Source organism: Cellulosimicrobium funkei, assembly GCF_900155925.1.
GTDB classification, from domain to species: domain Bacteria; phylum Actinomycetota; class Actinomycetes; order Actinomycetales; family Cellulomonadaceae; genus Cellulosimicrobium; species Cellulosimicrobium funkei.
The window spans coordinates 411279-426333 of record NZ_FTMI01000002.1 but is presented as its reverse complement, the minus strand read 5'-3'; the positions used below and the strand labels follow the sequence as shown (position 1 = coordinate 426333).

Here is a 15055-nt window from a genome sequence, read left to right as displayed (position 1 = left end):
CAGGAGCCAGCCCCCACCCCCCGGAGTCCCCCGTGAACGACCGCACCCTGACCGAGCACAGCACGACCGTCGAGACCCATGTCGCCCGCCCCCCGCAGGTCGTCTGGGCCGAGCTCATGCACCCGAGCGCCCGCTGGATGCTGGGCATGAACATCGAGACCGACTTCCGCCCCGGGAGCCCCGTGACGTTCGAGGGCCACTACATGGGCCGCGAGTTCGCCGACTGGGGCACCGTCGTGGCCGTCGAGCGCCCGCGCCTGCTGCACTTCACGCACTTCTCGCCCACCATGGGCCTGCCCGACGTGCCGGAGAGCTACCACGACATCGCGATCACGCTCGAGCCCGACGACTCCGGGACGCTCGTGCGCGTCGTCGAGCGCAACATCGAGACGGCGGAGCGCGCCGAGCGCGCGCACGCCCTGTGGACGAAGGCGCTCGCGACGCTCGCGGGCCACGACTGACGCGTCCCGCCCCGCACGACGACGGGCCGGTCACCCCGCGAGGAGGTGACCGGCCCGTCGGCCGTCAGGCACCGGCCCGACGACGCCCCGCGCGTCAGGCGGTGCGGCGGCGGCGCGCGCGGACCACGAGGAGCGCGGCGCCCGTCCCGACGAGCAGCAGCGCGAGCGTCGTCACGACGACGGCGTCCGCACCCGTGATCGCGAGGCCGCCGGCCGACGACGCGGTGTTCGTCACCGTCACGACGACCGGCGCGCCCGCGCCGACCGTCACCCCGGTCACCCGCTCGTCACCGACGGTGAGCACCGGCGTGCCCCAGTCGACGCCGCGGACCGTCGGCAGGTCGGTCTCGGTGAGGCGCACGACGGTCCCCACGGGAAGGTCCTGCGGCCCGTCGACGACCTGCCCGTCGGCCCGCACCGTGAGCGTGCCGGTGACGGGCTCGCCGTCGCGGTCGAACGCGTAGCGGACGGTGAACTCGGTGCTCGCCGGCACGGAGCCCGCCGCGGCCCCCACGACCTCCTTCACGACGGAGAACCCGCCCACGGCCTGGTCGGCCGTGTTCGTCACCGTGACCAGCGCGTCCGTCCCGTCGCCGACGACGAGCGTCGGCGGGCTGAACACGGGCGTGCCCCACACGACGCCGTCGACCGCGGGCAGGTCCGTCTCGCCGAACGTCACGACCGTCCCGGCCGGGAGGTTCTGCGGCCCGGCGACGACCGTGCCGTCGGCCGGGACCTCGACGGAACCGCCCACGGGCGTGCCCTCGAGCTCGTACGCGTACGTGACCGTGAACGTCGTCCCCGCGGGGACGAGGTCCGCGCGGTCGCCCACGACCTCCTTCGCGACGGAGAACCCGCCGACCGCGGCCACGTCCTGGGTCGTGTTGGTCAGCGTGACGAGCGTGTCCTCGCCGTCACCGACCGTGACGGACGCGGGCGAGAACACCGGCGCGCCCCAGACGACGTCGCCCACCTCGGGCAGGTCGGTCTCCGTGAACGTCACGACCGTCCCGACCGGGAGGTCCTGCGGGCCGTCGACGGCCGTGCCGTCGGCGCGCACCGTGAGCGTCCCGGCGAGCGGGCCGTCGTGGGTGAACCCGGCGGGCAGCGCCCCGGACCACGCGACCGAGAACTCCGTGCCCGGGGGCACGCTCCCGGCGAGGTCGCCCGTGACGGTCTTCGCGACGGAGAAGCCCCCGACGAGCGCGTCGGCCTGGTTGGTCAGCGCGACGCCCGCGACGGCGTCGCCGTCGCCGATGGTCACCGTCGCGGGCGAGAACACCGGCTCGCCCCACGCGACCCCGGGGACCGTCGGCAGCGGCTGCCGCTCGACGAAGCGCACGACGGTGCCCGCCGGGAGGTCCTGCGGCCCCGCGTCGACCGTGCCGTCGGCGCGGACGGTGAGCGTGCCCTGCGTCTCCCCCGCGTGCTCGGCCCCCGCGGGGAGCTCCGCCGTCCAGTCGACGAGGAACTCCGTGCCGCCGGGGACGGCGCCGGCCGCGCCGCCCGCGACGGTCTTCTGGACGGCGAACCCACCGACCTCCTGCACCGCCTCGGCGGTGTTCGTCAGCGCGACCTCGACGGCCGCACCCTCGGTCACCGTCACCGACGGCCCCGGGTCGAACGACGGGACGCCCCACACGACGCCGTCGACCGCGGGCAGCGGCTGCTGCTCGGCGAGCGTCACGACCGTGCCGACCGGCAGGTCCGCGGGGCCGCTCGCGAGCGTGCCGTCGGCGCGCACGGTGAGCGTGCCGGAGGTCGGGCCGTCGTAGGCGACGCCCGCGGGGACCGTCGCGCGCCAGTCGACGAGGAACGCGGTGCTCGCCGGGACGTCGCCCGCGGCGGAGCCCTCGACGGCCTTGCGGACCGCGAACCCGCCGACGACGGGGTCCGCGACGTTGGTGACCGTCACCGCGACACCCGTCGCGCCCTCGACGACCGTCACCGGCCCGGCCGGGCTCACGGCCGGGTCGCCCCACACGACGCCGTCGACCACCGGGAGCGGCAGCCGCTCGGTGAACGTCACCGTCGTGCCGACCGGGAGGTCGGCGGGCCCGGCCACCACGGCGCCGTCCGCGCGCACGGTCAGGGTGCCGGTGAGCGCGCCGTCGTACGTCGTGCCCTGCGGCAGCGTGGCCGCCCAGTCGACGAGGAACGCGGTGTCTGCCGGGACGAGGCCGAGGGCGTCCCCGGCGAGGACCTTCGCGACCGTGAAGCCGCCCACGGCGGTGGTCCCGCCGCCGGCGTTCGCGGTGTTCACCACGGTGACCGTGACCGTGCGGCCCGCGGCGACGGTGAACTGCGCCGGGTCACCGAGCGGCTCGTCGTCCACGCGGACCACCGGCGTGCCCCACTCGACGCCCGCCACCGACGGCAGGTTCGTCTCGCGGACCGTGACGACCGTGCCCTCCGGCAGGGTCGGCCCGTTCACCAGGGCCCCGCTGATCGGGACCGTGAGCGTGTCGCCGCCGGTGACGCCGTCGGGCTGCTCGTAGGTGTACTCGACCTGGAACGTCGTGCCCGCGGGCACGTACGCCGCCGCCTCGCCCGTCACGGTCTTCTGCACGGCGAAGCTCGCGCCCCCGGTGCAGTCGAACGGACCGGGCCCGATCCAGGGGTAGCTGTGCATCTCGAGCCCGCCGGTGACGCTCGGGTCGCCGAACGTGAGGTTCCCTCCGACGAGGACGCGGCCGTTCGTGCTCGTCGTGATCGTCGCGTCCGCGACCGGCGCGACGATCGTGCCGAGGAACTGGTCGGCCCGGCCCAGCGCGAGGTCCGGCGTGGACGCGAAGTTCCACAGGATGCGCGCGGCCCAGCTGCCGAAGCCGAAGCCCGGGTTGGAGTTGAAGTCGTTGATGAACGGCGAGCCGTTGCCCTCCCAGTAGTTGGGGCTCATGCTCACCGGCGCGTCACCGGTCACGTTGATCGCGATCGCGACGTCGTCCGGCACGTTCGCGAACACGACCTCGCGGACGCCCGCGAGCTGCGCGGAGTCGACGGTGAACACCTGCGGGTCGGCGGTGCCGGAGCCGGTGAAGGTCACCCGGGTCCCCGACACGACGCCCGCCGCGGTCGCGGGCCACCCGGCGATCGTCGCCGACGCGTCGGCGACGACGGCGCCGTACCCGGCCCACTCGCCGAGGGCCGCCGCCCCCATGCCCTGCGTGACCGGGGCGTCCGCGCCCGGCGTCGTCCCGGCGGTCGAGAGCGACCCGCCGCCCGTGACCGCGGCACCGACGTTCACCGCGCCGCCGGTCGGCAGCGTCGAGCCGACGGTGACGCTCGTCCCCGTCCCGATCTCCAGACCGCCCCCGACGGCGAGCATCACCGCGCCGTCGGGCGGCGTGATCTGCGAGCCCGCGCCGACCGCGCCGATGCTGAAGTTCCCGGGCCCGTCGATCGTCGTCCCCCCCGCGACGACGAGCAGTCCCTCCGACTCCGCGGCGCTCGCCGTGGCGTGGTAGTCGCCCCCGGTCCACACCGTGACGTTCGTGTCCGTGAACAGCGGGGGCGACTGGCCGACGCTCGGCATGTCCCCCGGCGCGGGGCAGAAACCGACCGCGGCGGACGCCGGGCGCGCCTGCGGCCCCGAGACGAGGACGACGGCACCGGCCAGGGCGAGCACGGCGGCGACGAGCGCCGCGACCGCTCTGCGCAGGCGTCCGGGGGCGACGCGGAGGGAGGGTGGACGAGGGGTCATGCCGGGCTCCAGGTTCGGGGGGAGGGCGCTGCGCGACCGCGAGGCCAGGACGCCATGTCACCCAGGAGACGCGCCGGGACGCGTCTCATGACGTGAGACCGGCGGTGACGTCGGTCATACCGCCGCCGGGCGGCGTCGGAGCGCCCGGGACGACGCCCCCTCCGCGGCCGTCGGGCTACCGTGGCGTCGGAGGTGTCGCCTGTGACCGCTCGAGCCCGGACCACCTGGATCGTCGTCGCCGTCGTGACCGCGCTCGCCGCCGTGGCCGCCGTCGCCTGGTACCTCACGCGGCCCGCCCCCGCGCCGCAGACCGCGCCGTCGGGCACGCCGTCCGCCCCGGCCGACCCGACGCCGTCGGGCACGTCGCCGACGCCGTCCACCCCGCCCGCGGACCCTCTCGCCGGGTGGACGCTCGAGCAGAAGGTGGGGCAGCTCTTCATGGTCGGGGTCGACGTGCGGGACCCGCAGCAGGTGAGCTACGACGCCGTCTCGCGCCTGCACGTGGGCAACGTGTTCCTCGCGGGCCGTTCGCAGGCCGGGACCGGCCCGACGGCGGACCTCGTCGAGGGCTTCACGGCGCTCGTCTCCCCGGAGACGACGAACGGCACCCCGCTGTTCGTCGCGACCGACCAGGAGGGCGGGAAGGTCCAGGTGCTGCGCGGGCCCGGGTTCTCGCAGATCCCGACGGCGACCGACCAGGCCCGGCTCGACCCGGCGACGCTCCAGGCCGACGCGACCACGTGGGGCGCCGAGCTCGCCGCGGCGGGCGTGAACCTCAACCTCGCGCCCGTGATGGACCTCGTGCCCGAGGGGACGGCCGCGCAGAACCCGCCGATCGGGGCCTTCCAGCGCAGCTACGGGTTCACCCCGGACTCGGTCGCGTCGCACGCGAACGCGTTCAGCGCGGGCATGGAGGCGTCGGGCGTGGACGTGACGATCAAGCACTTCCCCGGGCTCGGCCGCGTCACCGAGAACACCGACACCGACACGGGCGTCACCGACGACGTGACGACGCGCGACGACCCGTCGGTCGCCGTCTTCGCGTCGGGCATCGAGGCCGGCGCGGCGTTCGTCATGACCTCCACGGCCGTCTACCCGCAGATCGACGGGACGCTCCCCGCGGCCTTCTCGCCCGTCGTCGTGGACGGGATGCTGCGGGGCGACCTGGGGTTCGACGGCGTCGTCCTCACCGACGACGTGTCCGCCGCGCAGCAGGTGCAGGCCTGGTCGCCCGCGGACCGTGCCGTCCTGACGATCGCCGCGGGCGGCGACATGGTGCTGGCGTCCGCGGACCCGAGCGTGGTCGAGCCCATGGTGGCGGCCGTCGTCGAGCGGGCGTCGAGCGACGACGCGTTCGCCGCGCAGGTCGACGCGGCCGTGCTGCGCGTGCTCGCGGCGAAGGAGCGGCTGCGCTGAGCGCGCGGCCCGGCGGTATAACTGACCGCATGGCTGCCCGTCGCCCCGCTCCCCGCCCGACGCTCGAGGCCGTCGCGGCCGTCGCGGGCGTCTCCCGCGCCACGGTGTCCCGCGTGATCAACGGCGTGCCGACGGTGGACCCGGCGATCGTGGCGGTCGTCGAGCAGGCGATCGACGAGACGGGCTACGTCCCCAACCTCGCCGCCCGGACGCTCGTCACCCGGCGCACGGGGTCGGTCGCGCTCGTCGTGTCCGAGCCGTCGGAGCAGCGCTCCCCGAGCCCGTTCCTCGAGCGGCTGTTCACCGACCCGTACATCGGGCGCGTGACGGCGGGCGCGCAGCAGGTGCTGCGCCCGCGCGACATCCACCTCGCGATCCTGCCCGCGGACCCGCCCGCGCACGACCAGGTCGTGCGCTACGTGCGGCAGGGGCACGTCGACGGCGTCCTGCTCGTCACGTCGAGCGCGAGCGACCCGCTGTCGGCGCGGATCGCGGCGCTCACGGTCCCGGTCGTGCTGTCGACGCACCTCGACGGGGTGGACGAGGCGGCCGGCGTGAGCTGGGTGGACCTCGACCAGGCCGCCGGCGGCCGGATCGCAGCCGAGCGTCTGGTCGCGGACGGCCGCACGCGGCTCGCGACCGTCGCCGGCCCGTCGGACGTGCCGTTCGCGCGGGGACGCCGCGACGGCTTCCTCGCGGCGGTGCGGGCCGCCGGGCTCGCGGAGCCGTTCGTCGTGGAGGGCGACTTCACGCGCGCGGGCGGGGAGGCCGCGGCGCGCGCGCTGCTCGCCGCGCGACCGGACGTCGACGGTGTGTTCGGCGCGAGCGACCTCATGGCCGACGGCGCGTCGCTCGTCCTGCAGGAGGCGGGCCGCCGCGTCCCGCAGGACGTGGCGGTCGTCGGGTTCGACGACTCGACGGTCGCGCGCCAGGCGCACCCGCCGCTCACGACGGTCCGGCAGCCGGTCGAGGAGATGGCGGCCGAGATGGCGCGCCTCCTGCTCGCCGCGATCGACGACCCGGACGCCGACGCGCGCTCGGTCCTGTTCGAGCCGCACCTCGTGGTCCGCGACTCCGCCTGACCCCCACCCGCTGAGTGCATGAAAAAGTCGCGGTCGGGACGTCCGACCGCGACTCTTTCCTGCACTCAGCGGGAGCGTGCCGTCCCGGGTCAGTGGCCCCCGCCCGCGACGAACGCGATGCCGGCCGCGATCGCGACGACCACGACGGCGAAGCACACGATCGCGCCGACCTGGCGGGGGCGGGTCGCGCGCTCGACGCGCACGGTGCGACCGTCGGACGTGAAGCGACCGTCCGGGGTGCCGACCTCGACCGGCACGGCGCGCCCGGCGGCGAGCCGGACCCCCAGGGCGAACAGGGCGGGCAGGCCCGCGCCGACGACGAGGCCGGCGACGACGACCTTGAGCAGCGAGTCGATCTCGACGAACACGGTTCTCTCCTCCTGGCTGCCGGTCAGACGCCCGCGCGCTGGCGCGAGGCGGGCGTGGTCGGGGTGGTCGGCGCCGGGGCGGGCGCGGCGTCGGTGAACGGGTCGGCGACGTCGAGGCGACGCTCGAGCGCGGCCTCGCGCGCCTCGACGACCTCGGACTCGAGCCCGGCGTCCACCGCGCCCTCCTCCCAGGCGTCGTTGACGTTCGTGTGGTCGACGGGCTTGCGGCGCGAGGCGATCCAGATGGCCAGCGAGGAGCCGACGAGGATCGCGAACACGACGACCGTCCCGGCGGCGCCCCCGATGCCGTGCTGGATGCCGTAGCAGGCCGCGCCGACGAGGCCGGCGGCCGGGAGCGTGAGGCCCCACGCGGCGAGCATGCGGCCCGCGACGCCCCAGCGGACCTTCGCGCCGGGCATCCCGACGCCCGAGCCGAGGATCGAGCCGGTCGCGACGTGCGTCGTCGAGAGCGAGTAGCCGAACAGGCCCGACATGAGGATGACCGCGGCGGACGACGTCTCGGCCGCCATGCCCTGGCGGGTGTCGATCTCGACGAGGCCCTTGCCGAGCGTGCGGATGATCCGCCAGCCGCCCAGGTAGGTGCCGAGGGCCATGAAGAACGCGCAGGACAGGATGACCCAGAACGGCACGGTCGAGTCGGCCGGGACGGCGCCCGCCGCGATGAGCGCGAGCAGGATGATGCCCATCGACTTCTGCGCGTCGTTGGTGCCGTGCGCGAGCGAGACGAGCGACGCGGAGCCGACCTGGCCCCAGCGGAACGCCCGCGTGGAGACGTCCTCGGGGACGTCGCGCGTGAGGCGGGCCACGGCCCACGTGCCGACGCTCGCGACGCCGACCGCGATGAGCGGGGCGAGCAGCGCGGGGATGAGCACCTTGGCGGCGACGCCGCTCCAGATGACGCCCTGCGTGCCGACGGCCGCGAGCACGGAGCCCACGACGCCGCCGATGAGGGCGTGCGACGAGCTCGACGGGATGCCGAGCAACCAGGTCAGGAGGTTCCAGGTGATGCCGCCCACGAGTCCCGCGAGGACGACCTCGAGGGTGATGACGTCGGCGTCGACCAGACCCTTCGCGATGGTCGCCGCGACGGCCAGGGAGAGGAACGCCCCGACCATGTTGAGGACGGCGGAGAGGGCGACGGCGGTCTTGGGCTTGAGGGCCTTGGTGGCGATGGACGTGGCCATCGCGTTGCCCGTGTCGTGGAAGCCGTTGGTGAAGTCGAAGGCCAGTGCGGTCACGACGACGAGCACCAGCAGGAGCGTCTCGGTCACGTCGTCCATGGTGCGGTCACGACCGCCGCGCGCTCGACCATCCTGTGGATTCTTCCGCCACTGTTCACCGACAGTTCATCCGGCGTTCGAAGCCCTCGTTCGAACGCCGGAGAGGCCCGTCGGCGTCCGGGGCGGACAGCCCGGGAGCGGGGGCGGACGGTCCCTGGCGCGGCCGCGTCGGACGTGCCCGGCGCGACCGTCCGCCCGCGTCAGGCCGGGGTGCGGGCGGCGAGCTCGGCGAGGGTGTCGTCGAGGTCGGCGACGACGGTCGCGACGGCCTCGCGCTGCGTCCGCGCGCGCTCCGCGGACGCGGCCACGACGGTGCGCGCCTCTGCGAGGTCGGCGTCGAACCGGTCCGCGCGGGCCTGCGCGTCGGCGCGCTGGTCGCGTGCCCGCCGCTCCCCCGCGAACCACTGCCACGCGGCGAGGCCGGCCGCGACGACGGCCACCGTGAACCACGCCGGCGAGGCGGCGAGGCCGAGCACGACGCCGAGCAGCGCGACCGCGCCGGTCCCGCCGACGGCGCCCCACGACACGCCGTCCACCGGCTGCGCGAGGAGCTCCGCGCGGGCGGTCGCGGCCGGTGCGGCGCCGTCCTCGGTCGGCGTGACCGTCACGGTGCGGCGCCCGAGGCGCAGCTCGCGCGACGGCGCGGGCGCCCCCGCGAGCTCCGCCGCCCGCGCGTGGGTCGCGGCCCGCAGCTCCTCGGCGACGAGCGGGCCCGCGAGCGCCGCACGCCCGGGGTCGGTCCCGCGGGCGTCCTCGACGAGCAGGTCGACGAGCGTCCCCGCCAGGGCGTCCCACCCGGGCGCGTCCTCGCGGGGCGCGCGCCCGACGCGCTCGTCGAGCAGCGCCGCCCGGTCCAGGAGCCCGCGCTCCACGGGCGCCCCCTCGTCCACGAGCGACGCGACGACGCGGAGCAGCGCCGCGCCGGGCGCCTCGGAGGTCCCGGCCGGGAGGGGTCCGGGGGCCGGCGCGGGCACCGCGACGTCCCCTGCCACGAGCGCGAGCGACCACGTCGTCCACGACCGCAGGAGCGGGAGCGCGTCGGGGGCGGCGGCCCGACGACGCGCCCCGGCCGCGTCCCCCGCGGCCTCGGGGCTGCCCCAGGCCGCGCCGTCGGCGGGCGCCGCAGGCAGCGACGGCGCTGCCTCCAGGAGCCGGGCCCGCCAGCGGGCGCGCGCGTCGTCGTCGAGCAGCGCGACCCGCTCCGCGAGCGCGCGGCGCACGACCTCCACCCCGTCGCCGCCGAGGTGACCGGCCGCGGCCGCGACCCACAGCGCGCGCTCGGCCCCGGTCACGCCCACCTCGTCCGGCCCCTCGCCCGCGCCCGGCGACGGCTCGGGGGCGCCGTCGGCGCTGCCCCAGCCCGCGGCGGGCAGGACCGGCGCGTCGAGCACCCCCGGCACCCACTCGCGCGCGAGGCCGGGCTGCCCGACGAGCGCGCACACCGCGACGAGGTACGTCGCGGCACGACGGCGGTCGCGCAGCAAGGCCTCCTCGGCCGCCTCCCGGTCGAGCCGCCCGGCGGGGAGCTCGGCGACCGCGAGCGCGGCGGGCACGAGCCAGTAGCCGGGCACGTCCACGAGGTCCGGGGAGCGCCGCAGGTGCGACACGTCGCCCTCCCCCGTGACGACGGCGCTCGTGAGGGCGCGCGCCGCGTCGCGGGCGCGGCGCGCGGGCGTGAAGAGCGCGAGCTCCTCCCGGACCTCGCCGAGCTCGATGAGCGCGTTGACGAGGCGGGTCAGCACCTCGACGCGGCTCGATAGGTCGCCCTCGAGCGACCGCAGGCGGCGGTGGAGCGACGCCTCGCGGGACCGCGCCATCGCGGCCTGGGCGGCGAGCTCGTCGGACAGGGCCCGCATGTTGCCCTGGTCGCTGCGCCAGGAGCTGTACGTCGACATGCGCGCGAGCGTACTCAGCGGGGCGGCGCTGTCGAGGGGGAGAACTCCCCCGGCGTGGGCCGTCGGCGCGGGACACCGATGCCGGGCCCGGCCGCGCGGTCAGCGGCGCGGGCGCATGAGGGGCGGGTCGAGCACCGCGGGCACGCTCGCCGGGGCGTCGTCGGGGTCGGGCGCGGCGGCGTCGGTCGTGGCGGTGTCGGCCGCGGCAGTGTCGGCCACGGCGGCGTCGGGACCGGGGCCCGGCTGCGGGCCCGGCGCCGGGCGCGCGGCCCGGTAGAGCGCCGCCGGCCGCCCGGTCCCGCCCGACGTCGTGCGGCCCGTGTCCTCGAGGAAGCCCGCGGTCGTCGTGGCCTTGCGGGAGAAGTTCCGCGGGTCCAGCCGCACGCCCCAGACGGCCTCGTAGACGCGCCGCAGGTCGGCGACGGTGAACTCGGGCGGGCAGAACGCCGTCGCGAGCGCGGAGTACTCGAGCTTGGCGCGGGCCCGCTCGACGCCGTCGGCGAGGATCCGTGCGTGGTCGAAGGCGAGGCCGGGCCCCGGGCCGTCCCCGAGCAGGGGCTCGACGGGGTGCCAGGCCGCTCCCCCGGCGTCGGACCCGGCGTGCACGACGCCGAACTCGGGCGCGAGCAGGAGGTACGCGACCGAGAGGACCGGGCCGCGCGGGTCGCGGTCGAGCGGGCCGTAGGTGCGGAGCTGCTCCAGGTGCCCGGGCGGACGGACGCCCGTCTCCTCGGCGAGCTCGCGGCGCGCCGCCTGGGCGAGCCGCTCGCCCGGCAGCACGAACCCGCCCGGGAGCGCGAGCGCGCCGCGGTACGGCTCGACGCCGCGCTCGACGAGGAGCACGTGCAGCGCGTCGTCGCGCACGGTGAGCGCGACGACGTCGACCGTGACGGGCAGCAGGGCCGCGCCGGGCGGGACGTCGGGGGCCGGTGCGGCGGGTGCGGTCATGGGCTCATCGTCGCATATTCGCGTCAGGTTGACGAGAACTGGCGCACCGGCCTACGCTCGTTATCGTCAGGTTGACGAAAACAGATCGGAGACGACCATGGCCACCATCCGCACCTACCCGTGGACGCGGCACTTCCTCGGGAGCCCCACCGGGCACGTCGTGCACCTGCGCCGCGGGCGCGTCGCCCACGAGGGCGTCGGTCAGGCGTTCTGGTTCCGGCCCACGACGTCGGTCCTCTCCGAGGTCCCCGTCGACGACCAGGAGCTCCCCGTCTTCTTCCACGCCGTGACGGCCGACCACCAGGACGTCACCGTGCAGGCCGGCGTGACGTACCGGTTCGCCGACCCGGTGACCGTCTCGCAGCGCCTCGACTTCGCGGTCGACCCGGGCAGCGGCGAGACGAGCACCGCGGGGCGCGACCAGGTGACGAGCATCGTCGGGCGCCTCGCGCAGAGCCGGGCCACCGACGCGCTCGCCGCGATGCCCCTCGCCGACGCCCTGACGACCGGCGTGCCGCGCGTGCGCGACGTCCTCACCGAGGCGCTGACCACCGACCCGCGCCTCACCACGACGGGCATCGTCGTCATCGGCGTCCAGGTGCTCGCCGTCCGGCCAGAGAAGGACGTCGAGCGCGCGCTCCAGACGCCCGCGCGCGAGCACGTGCAGGCCGAGGCCGACCGCGCGACCTACGAGCGTCGGGCTCTCGCCGTCGAGCGCGAGCGGGCCATCGCGGAGAACGAGCTCGCGAGCCGGATCGAGCTCGCGACCCGGCGCGAGCGCCTCGTCGCCCAGGAGGGCGCGAACGCGCGGCGCGAGGCCGAGGAGAAGGCGGCCGCCGCCCTCGTCGACGCCCGCGCGACCGCCGAGCGCGCCCAGCTCGCGACCGACGCGAAGGCGGAGCAGGTGCGCGTCGTCGGCGCGGCCGAGGCCGCCGCCGAGCAGGCCCGCATGGACGTGTACGCGAGCGCCGGGCAGGGCACGCTCCTCGCGCTCGCGCTGCGCGAGGCCGCCGGGTCGCTGCCGGACGTGCAGAACCTCACCATCACGCCCGACCTGCTCACCGGGGTGCTGTCGACTCTGGTGCGCGGGCTCGGCCCCGACGGCGGCTCGCCCGCCGCGGCGCCCGGGAAGGCGGCCTGACGATGCTCCGGCGACGCGCCGTCGTCGTGCACCGACGGACCGAGCTCGACGACCTGCTGGACCGGCACGGGACGCGCGGCCAGGCGGAGTTCTTCCTCCGGTCGCGGGGCCGGTCGCTGGCCGAGGTGCAGGCGCGGCACGACGCCCTCGCGGCCGCGCGCGACGCCGTCGTGGCCGCCCTGCCCCCGGGCTGGGCGCGCGCCGACGTCGAGCGCGCGGACCTGTCGCGGTTCCTCGTCGCGCCCGAGGACGTGGTGGTGGTCGTAGGGCAGGACGGCCTCGTCGCGAACGTCGCGAAGTACCTGCACGGCCAGCCGGTCCTCGGCGTCGACCCGGAGCCCGGCGTGAACGCGGGCGTGCTCGTGCGGCACCCGGTCGCGGCGGCGACGGCCCTCCTGCGCGAGCTCGGGGCCGACACCGAGGTGCCGGGCGGCGCGCCCGACCGGGTGGCGCTCCTGCCCGTCGACGCGCTCACCATGGTCCGCGCCGACCTCGACGACGGCCAGCATCTCACCGCGCTCAACGAGGTGTTCGTCGGGCACCCCAGCCACCAGAGCGCGCGCTACACGCTGCGCTGCGGCGCGGGCGAGGAGCGGCAGTCGTCGTCGGGCGTGCTCGTCGCGACGGGCACGGGCGCGACCGGCTGGTGGGCGTCGCTCGCGCACGACCGCGGCGGACGGCGTGCCCCGGGGCGCACCGAGCACCGGCTCGGCTGGTTCGTCCGCGAGGCGTGGCCCTCGCCCGCAACGGGCGTCTCGCTCACCGAGGGCGTCGTCGAGGAGGGGGCCGACGTCGCGCTCACCGTCGCCTCGGACCGGCTCGTCGTGTTCGGCGACGGCGTGGAGGACGACCGCCTCGTCGCCTCGTGGGGCCAGACGGTGACGGTCCGCACCGCCGACGCCCCGCTCCGCCTCGTGCGGCCCTGAACCCCCGGCCACGGCGTGCCCGCCGGTCGGCCCGATTTCACCCGGGTGATCCGCCGGGACGGCGAGGGTCGGTGGGTAGCATCGCAGCGGTCACGGGATCCCCATGACTCCCCCCTCCCGCGGGCCTGGCCTGCGGGGACGCCGACCCCACGAGCCCACCGAGGTCCCCGCCATGAGCACGCCCATCGCCTTCACCGACAACGTCCGCGACCTGTCGAACGCCGGGGGCTACCAGTTCGAGTTCCGGTGCGAGCGCTGCGGCAACGGCTACCGCTCCGCCTACCGGACGGACGTCGTCGCGAAGGGCAGCAGCCTCGTCCAGGCGGCGGGCCGGTTCTTCGGGGGCAAGGTCGCCGACCTCTCCTACGCGGCGGGGTCGTGGGCCGCGGACCGCCAGACCAACTCGTCGGCGAAGGACAAGGCGCTCGACGCCGCCGTCGGCGAGGTGCGCGACGCGTTCCGCCAGTGCCACGGGTGCGGCGACTGGATGTGCCACGAGGTCTGCTGGAACGAGGCCGTGGGGCAGTGCGTGCGTTGCTCGCCCAAGCAGGTGGAGGAGCTCGCCCAGCTCCAGGCCGAGGCCCGCCGGTACCAGGTCCAGGAGCAGCTCCGCACGACCGACCTCGTCGGCGGCGCGGACCTGCGGACGGCCGCCGTCACGCGGTGCCCGGCGTGCGGCGCGAAGGTCGACGGCGGCAAGTTCTGCCCCGAGTGCGGCGAGCGCCTGGCGCAGGTGGCCGCGTGCCGCGAGTGCGGCACGCAGAACGCCGCGGCCGCGCGCTACTGCGCGGAGTGCGGCAGCCCGCAGTCCGTCTGACCCCCCGCCGCCGGTCAGTCTCCCTGTGGGGGGTCGTTCTGGTGCTGCTCGCGTTCGCGGCGGGCGCGGAGCACCGCCTCGCGGCGCTCGCCGATGGCGTCGCTCGTCAGGCTCGTGAGGCAGTCCTGCTCGGCACGGGCCGCGGCGCGCTCCGCCTCCACGCGTGCGCGGTGCTCGGCCGACTGCGGGCGCGACCGGACGACGCGCGGGCCGTCGCGCATCACGTACCCGTCGGCGTGGCGCTCGAGCCACCGCTCGCGCCGCGCCGCGCGCACGCGCTCGCGGTGGAACCGCCAGTCCCACCGGCGCCGCAGGGCGACCACGGACCAGAGCGCGAAGGGGACCGCGGCCACGACGAGCACGACCCGCCAGCCGGGCGGCAGCGCCGTCGACGCCCCCGCGCTCGCGAGCACCCACGCGACGCCGGCCGGGACCGCGGCCCCGGCCTCGCGGCGGTCGGGGTGCCAGCCGCAGACGGCGAAGCGCAACAGGGTGTCCGTGAGCCGCGAGCGCCGCTGCGGCTGGAGGGGCACGGGGAGCGGCCCGGGCACGGGCGGCCCGAGCGTCGTGCCCGGCGCGACCCGGCTCGTGAACGACAGCCGGTCGTCCCGGGACGACGGCCGCAGCGCCCGCCCGGCGTGCACGAACGCCAGCGCGGCGAGCGGCCAGACGGCGCACGACAGGTACCACGCGACCGGGCCGGCGAGCGCCACGGCGACCGGCGCGACGACCGCGAGCCGCCCGAGCTCGGCGCCGGGCGACGCGACGAGCTCGGCCCAGGGCTCCTGGTCCGCCGGCGGCGCGAGCAGCCCGTACGCCGCGGGCGCGAGGTACAGGCCCAGGAGGGCGAGCCCGACGGCCGTCCCCACCAGCCCGACGGCGAGGTACCCGACCGGGCGCAGCAGCAGCACGGCCCTCCCGGGCGGCGTCACGTCGCGCGCCGTCCGCGGGTCGGGCGTCACGGTCTCGTCGGTCATCGCTCCCCCTCCGTCTGCGG

Annotated in this window: 12 protein-coding genes; 6 read left to right on the top strand and 6 right to left on the bottom strand. The window is 76.7% G+C overall.

What is annotated here, in order from left to right; all coding sequences use genetic code 11:
* The first annotated feature begins 32 nt into the window (after positions 1-32).
* Positions 33-461: an SRPBCC family protein gene (locus tag BXA05_RS06160; RefSeq protein ID WP_228485119.1), complete on the top strand. Its 429-nt coding sequence runs from the start codon at positions 33-35 to the stop codon at positions 459-461.
* Between the two features lie 94 nt (positions 462-555).
* Here BXA05_RS06160 and BXA05_RS06155 read toward each other — a convergent pair whose 3' ends face one another.
* Positions 556-4164, bottom strand: a complete 3609-nt coding sequence (locus BXA05_RS06155; RefSeq protein WP_076404326.1) for a DUF5979 domain-containing protein — start codon at positions 4162-4164, stop codon at positions 556-558.
* A gap of 201 nt (positions 4165-4365) precedes the next feature.
* On the opposite strand from BXA05_RS06155, the gene BXA05_RS06150 reads away from it, so the two are divergent.
* The gene (locus tag BXA05_RS06150; RefSeq protein WP_076404616.1) at positions 4366-5580 is read left to right on the top strand and encodes a glycoside hydrolase family 3 N-terminal domain-containing protein; all 1215 of its coding nucleotides are present in this window, start codon (positions 4366-4368) and stop codon (positions 5578-5580) included.
* 29 nt (positions 5581-5609) lie between these two features.
* Complete coding sequence (locus tag BXA05_RS06145) at positions 5610-6662, top strand: LacI family DNA-binding transcriptional regulator (protein ID WP_076404325.1); 1053 nt, start codon at positions 5610-5612, stop codon at positions 6660-6662.
* 89 nt (positions 6663-6751) lie between these two features.
* On the opposite strand, the gene BXA05_RS06140 is transcribed toward BXA05_RS06145, so the two are convergent.
* From BXA05_RS06140 to BXA05_RS06125, 4 genes are all read right to left on the bottom strand, one after another.
* Positions 6752-7030, bottom strand: a complete 279-nt coding sequence (locus tag BXA05_RS06140) for a hypothetical protein (protein WP_061267893.1) — start codon at positions 7028-7030, stop codon at positions 6752-6754.
* A 23-nt stretch (positions 7031-7053) separates the two neighbouring features.
* Positions 7054-8331 carry an inorganic phosphate transporter gene (locus tag BXA05_RS06135; protein WP_076404324.1) on the bottom strand — a complete coding sequence of 426 codons (1278 nt, stop codon included), beginning with the start codon at positions 8329-8331 and terminating at the stop codon, positions 7054-7056.
* A 200-nt stretch (positions 8332-8531) separates the two neighbouring features.
* Positions 8532-10226 carry a hypothetical protein gene (locus BXA05_RS06130; RefSeq protein ID WP_076404323.1) on the bottom strand — a complete coding sequence of 565 codons (1695 nt, stop codon included), beginning with the start codon at positions 10224-10226 and terminating at the stop codon, positions 8532-8534.
* A gap of 99 nt (positions 10227-10325) precedes the next feature.
* Entirely contained in the window at positions 10326-11174 is an 849-nt protein-coding gene (locus BXA05_RS06125; protein WP_076404322.1) for an NUDIX hydrolase, read from the bottom strand.
* A gap of 97 nt (positions 11175-11271) precedes the next feature.
* Here BXA05_RS06125 and BXA05_RS06120 point away from each other — a divergent pair, with 97 nt between their 5' ends.
* From BXA05_RS06120 to BXA05_RS06110, 3 genes are all read left to right on the top strand, one after another.
* A complete protein-coding gene (locus BXA05_RS06120) occupies positions 11272-12315 on the top strand; it encodes an SPFH domain-containing protein (RefSeq protein ID WP_061267895.1) in 1044 nt (347 codons plus the stop codon).
* A 2-nt stretch (positions 12316-12317) separates the two neighbouring features.
* Complete coding sequence (locus BXA05_RS06115) at positions 12318-13241, top strand: diacylglycerol kinase catalytic domain-containing protein (protein ID WP_076404321.1); 924 nt, start codon at positions 12318-12320, stop codon at positions 13239-13241.
* 172 nt (positions 13242-13413) lie between these two features.
* Complete coding sequence (locus BXA05_RS06110; protein WP_211435828.1) at positions 13414-14058, top strand: zinc ribbon domain-containing protein; 645 nt, start codon at positions 13414-13416, stop codon at positions 14056-14058.
* A 14-nt stretch (positions 14059-14072) separates the two neighbouring features.
* On the opposite strand, the gene BXA05_RS06105 is transcribed toward BXA05_RS06110, so the two are convergent.
* The gene (locus BXA05_RS06105; RefSeq protein WP_076404320.1) at positions 14073-15035 is read right to left on the bottom strand and encodes a hypothetical protein; all 963 of its coding nucleotides are present in this window, start codon (positions 15033-15035) and stop codon (positions 14073-14075) included.
* Between the last annotated feature and the right edge of the window lie 20 nt (positions 15036-15055).

Coding starts and splice junctions, on each gene's coding strand:
- BXA05_RS06155 (WP_076404326.1), bottom strand. CDS start 4,164: ATGACCCCTCGTCCACCCTCCCTCCGCGTCGCCCCCGGACGCCTGCGC.
- BXA05_RS06145 (WP_076404325.1), top strand. CDS start 5,610: ATGGCTGCCCGTCGCCCCGCTCCCCGCCCGACGCTCGAGGCCGTCGCG.
- BXA05_RS06135 (WP_076404324.1), bottom strand. CDS start 8,331: ATGGACGACGTGACCGAGACGCTCCTGCTGGTGCTCGTCGTCGTGACC.
- BXA05_RS06130 (WP_076404323.1), bottom strand. CDS start 10,226: ATGTCGACGTACAGCTCCTGGCGCAGCGACCAGGGCAACATGCGGGCC.
- BXA05_RS06125 (WP_076404322.1), bottom strand. CDS start 11,174: ATGACCGCACCCGCCGCACCGGCCCCCGACGTCCCGCCCGGCGCGGCC.
- BXA05_RS06120 (WP_061267895.1), top strand. CDS start 11,272: ATGGCCACCATCCGCACCTACCCGTGGACGCGGCACTTCCTCGGGAGC.
- BXA05_RS06115 (WP_076404321.1), top strand. CDS start 12,318: ATGCTCCGGCGACGCGCCGTCGTCGTGCACCGACGGACCGAGCTCGAC.
- BXA05_RS06110 (WP_211435828.1), top strand. CDS start 13,414: ATGAGCACGCCCATCGCCTTCACCGACAACGTCCGCGACCTGTCGAAC.
- BXA05_RS06105 (WP_076404320.1), bottom strand. CDS start 15,035: ATGACCGACGAGACCGTGACGCCCGACCCGCGGACGGCGCGCGACGTG.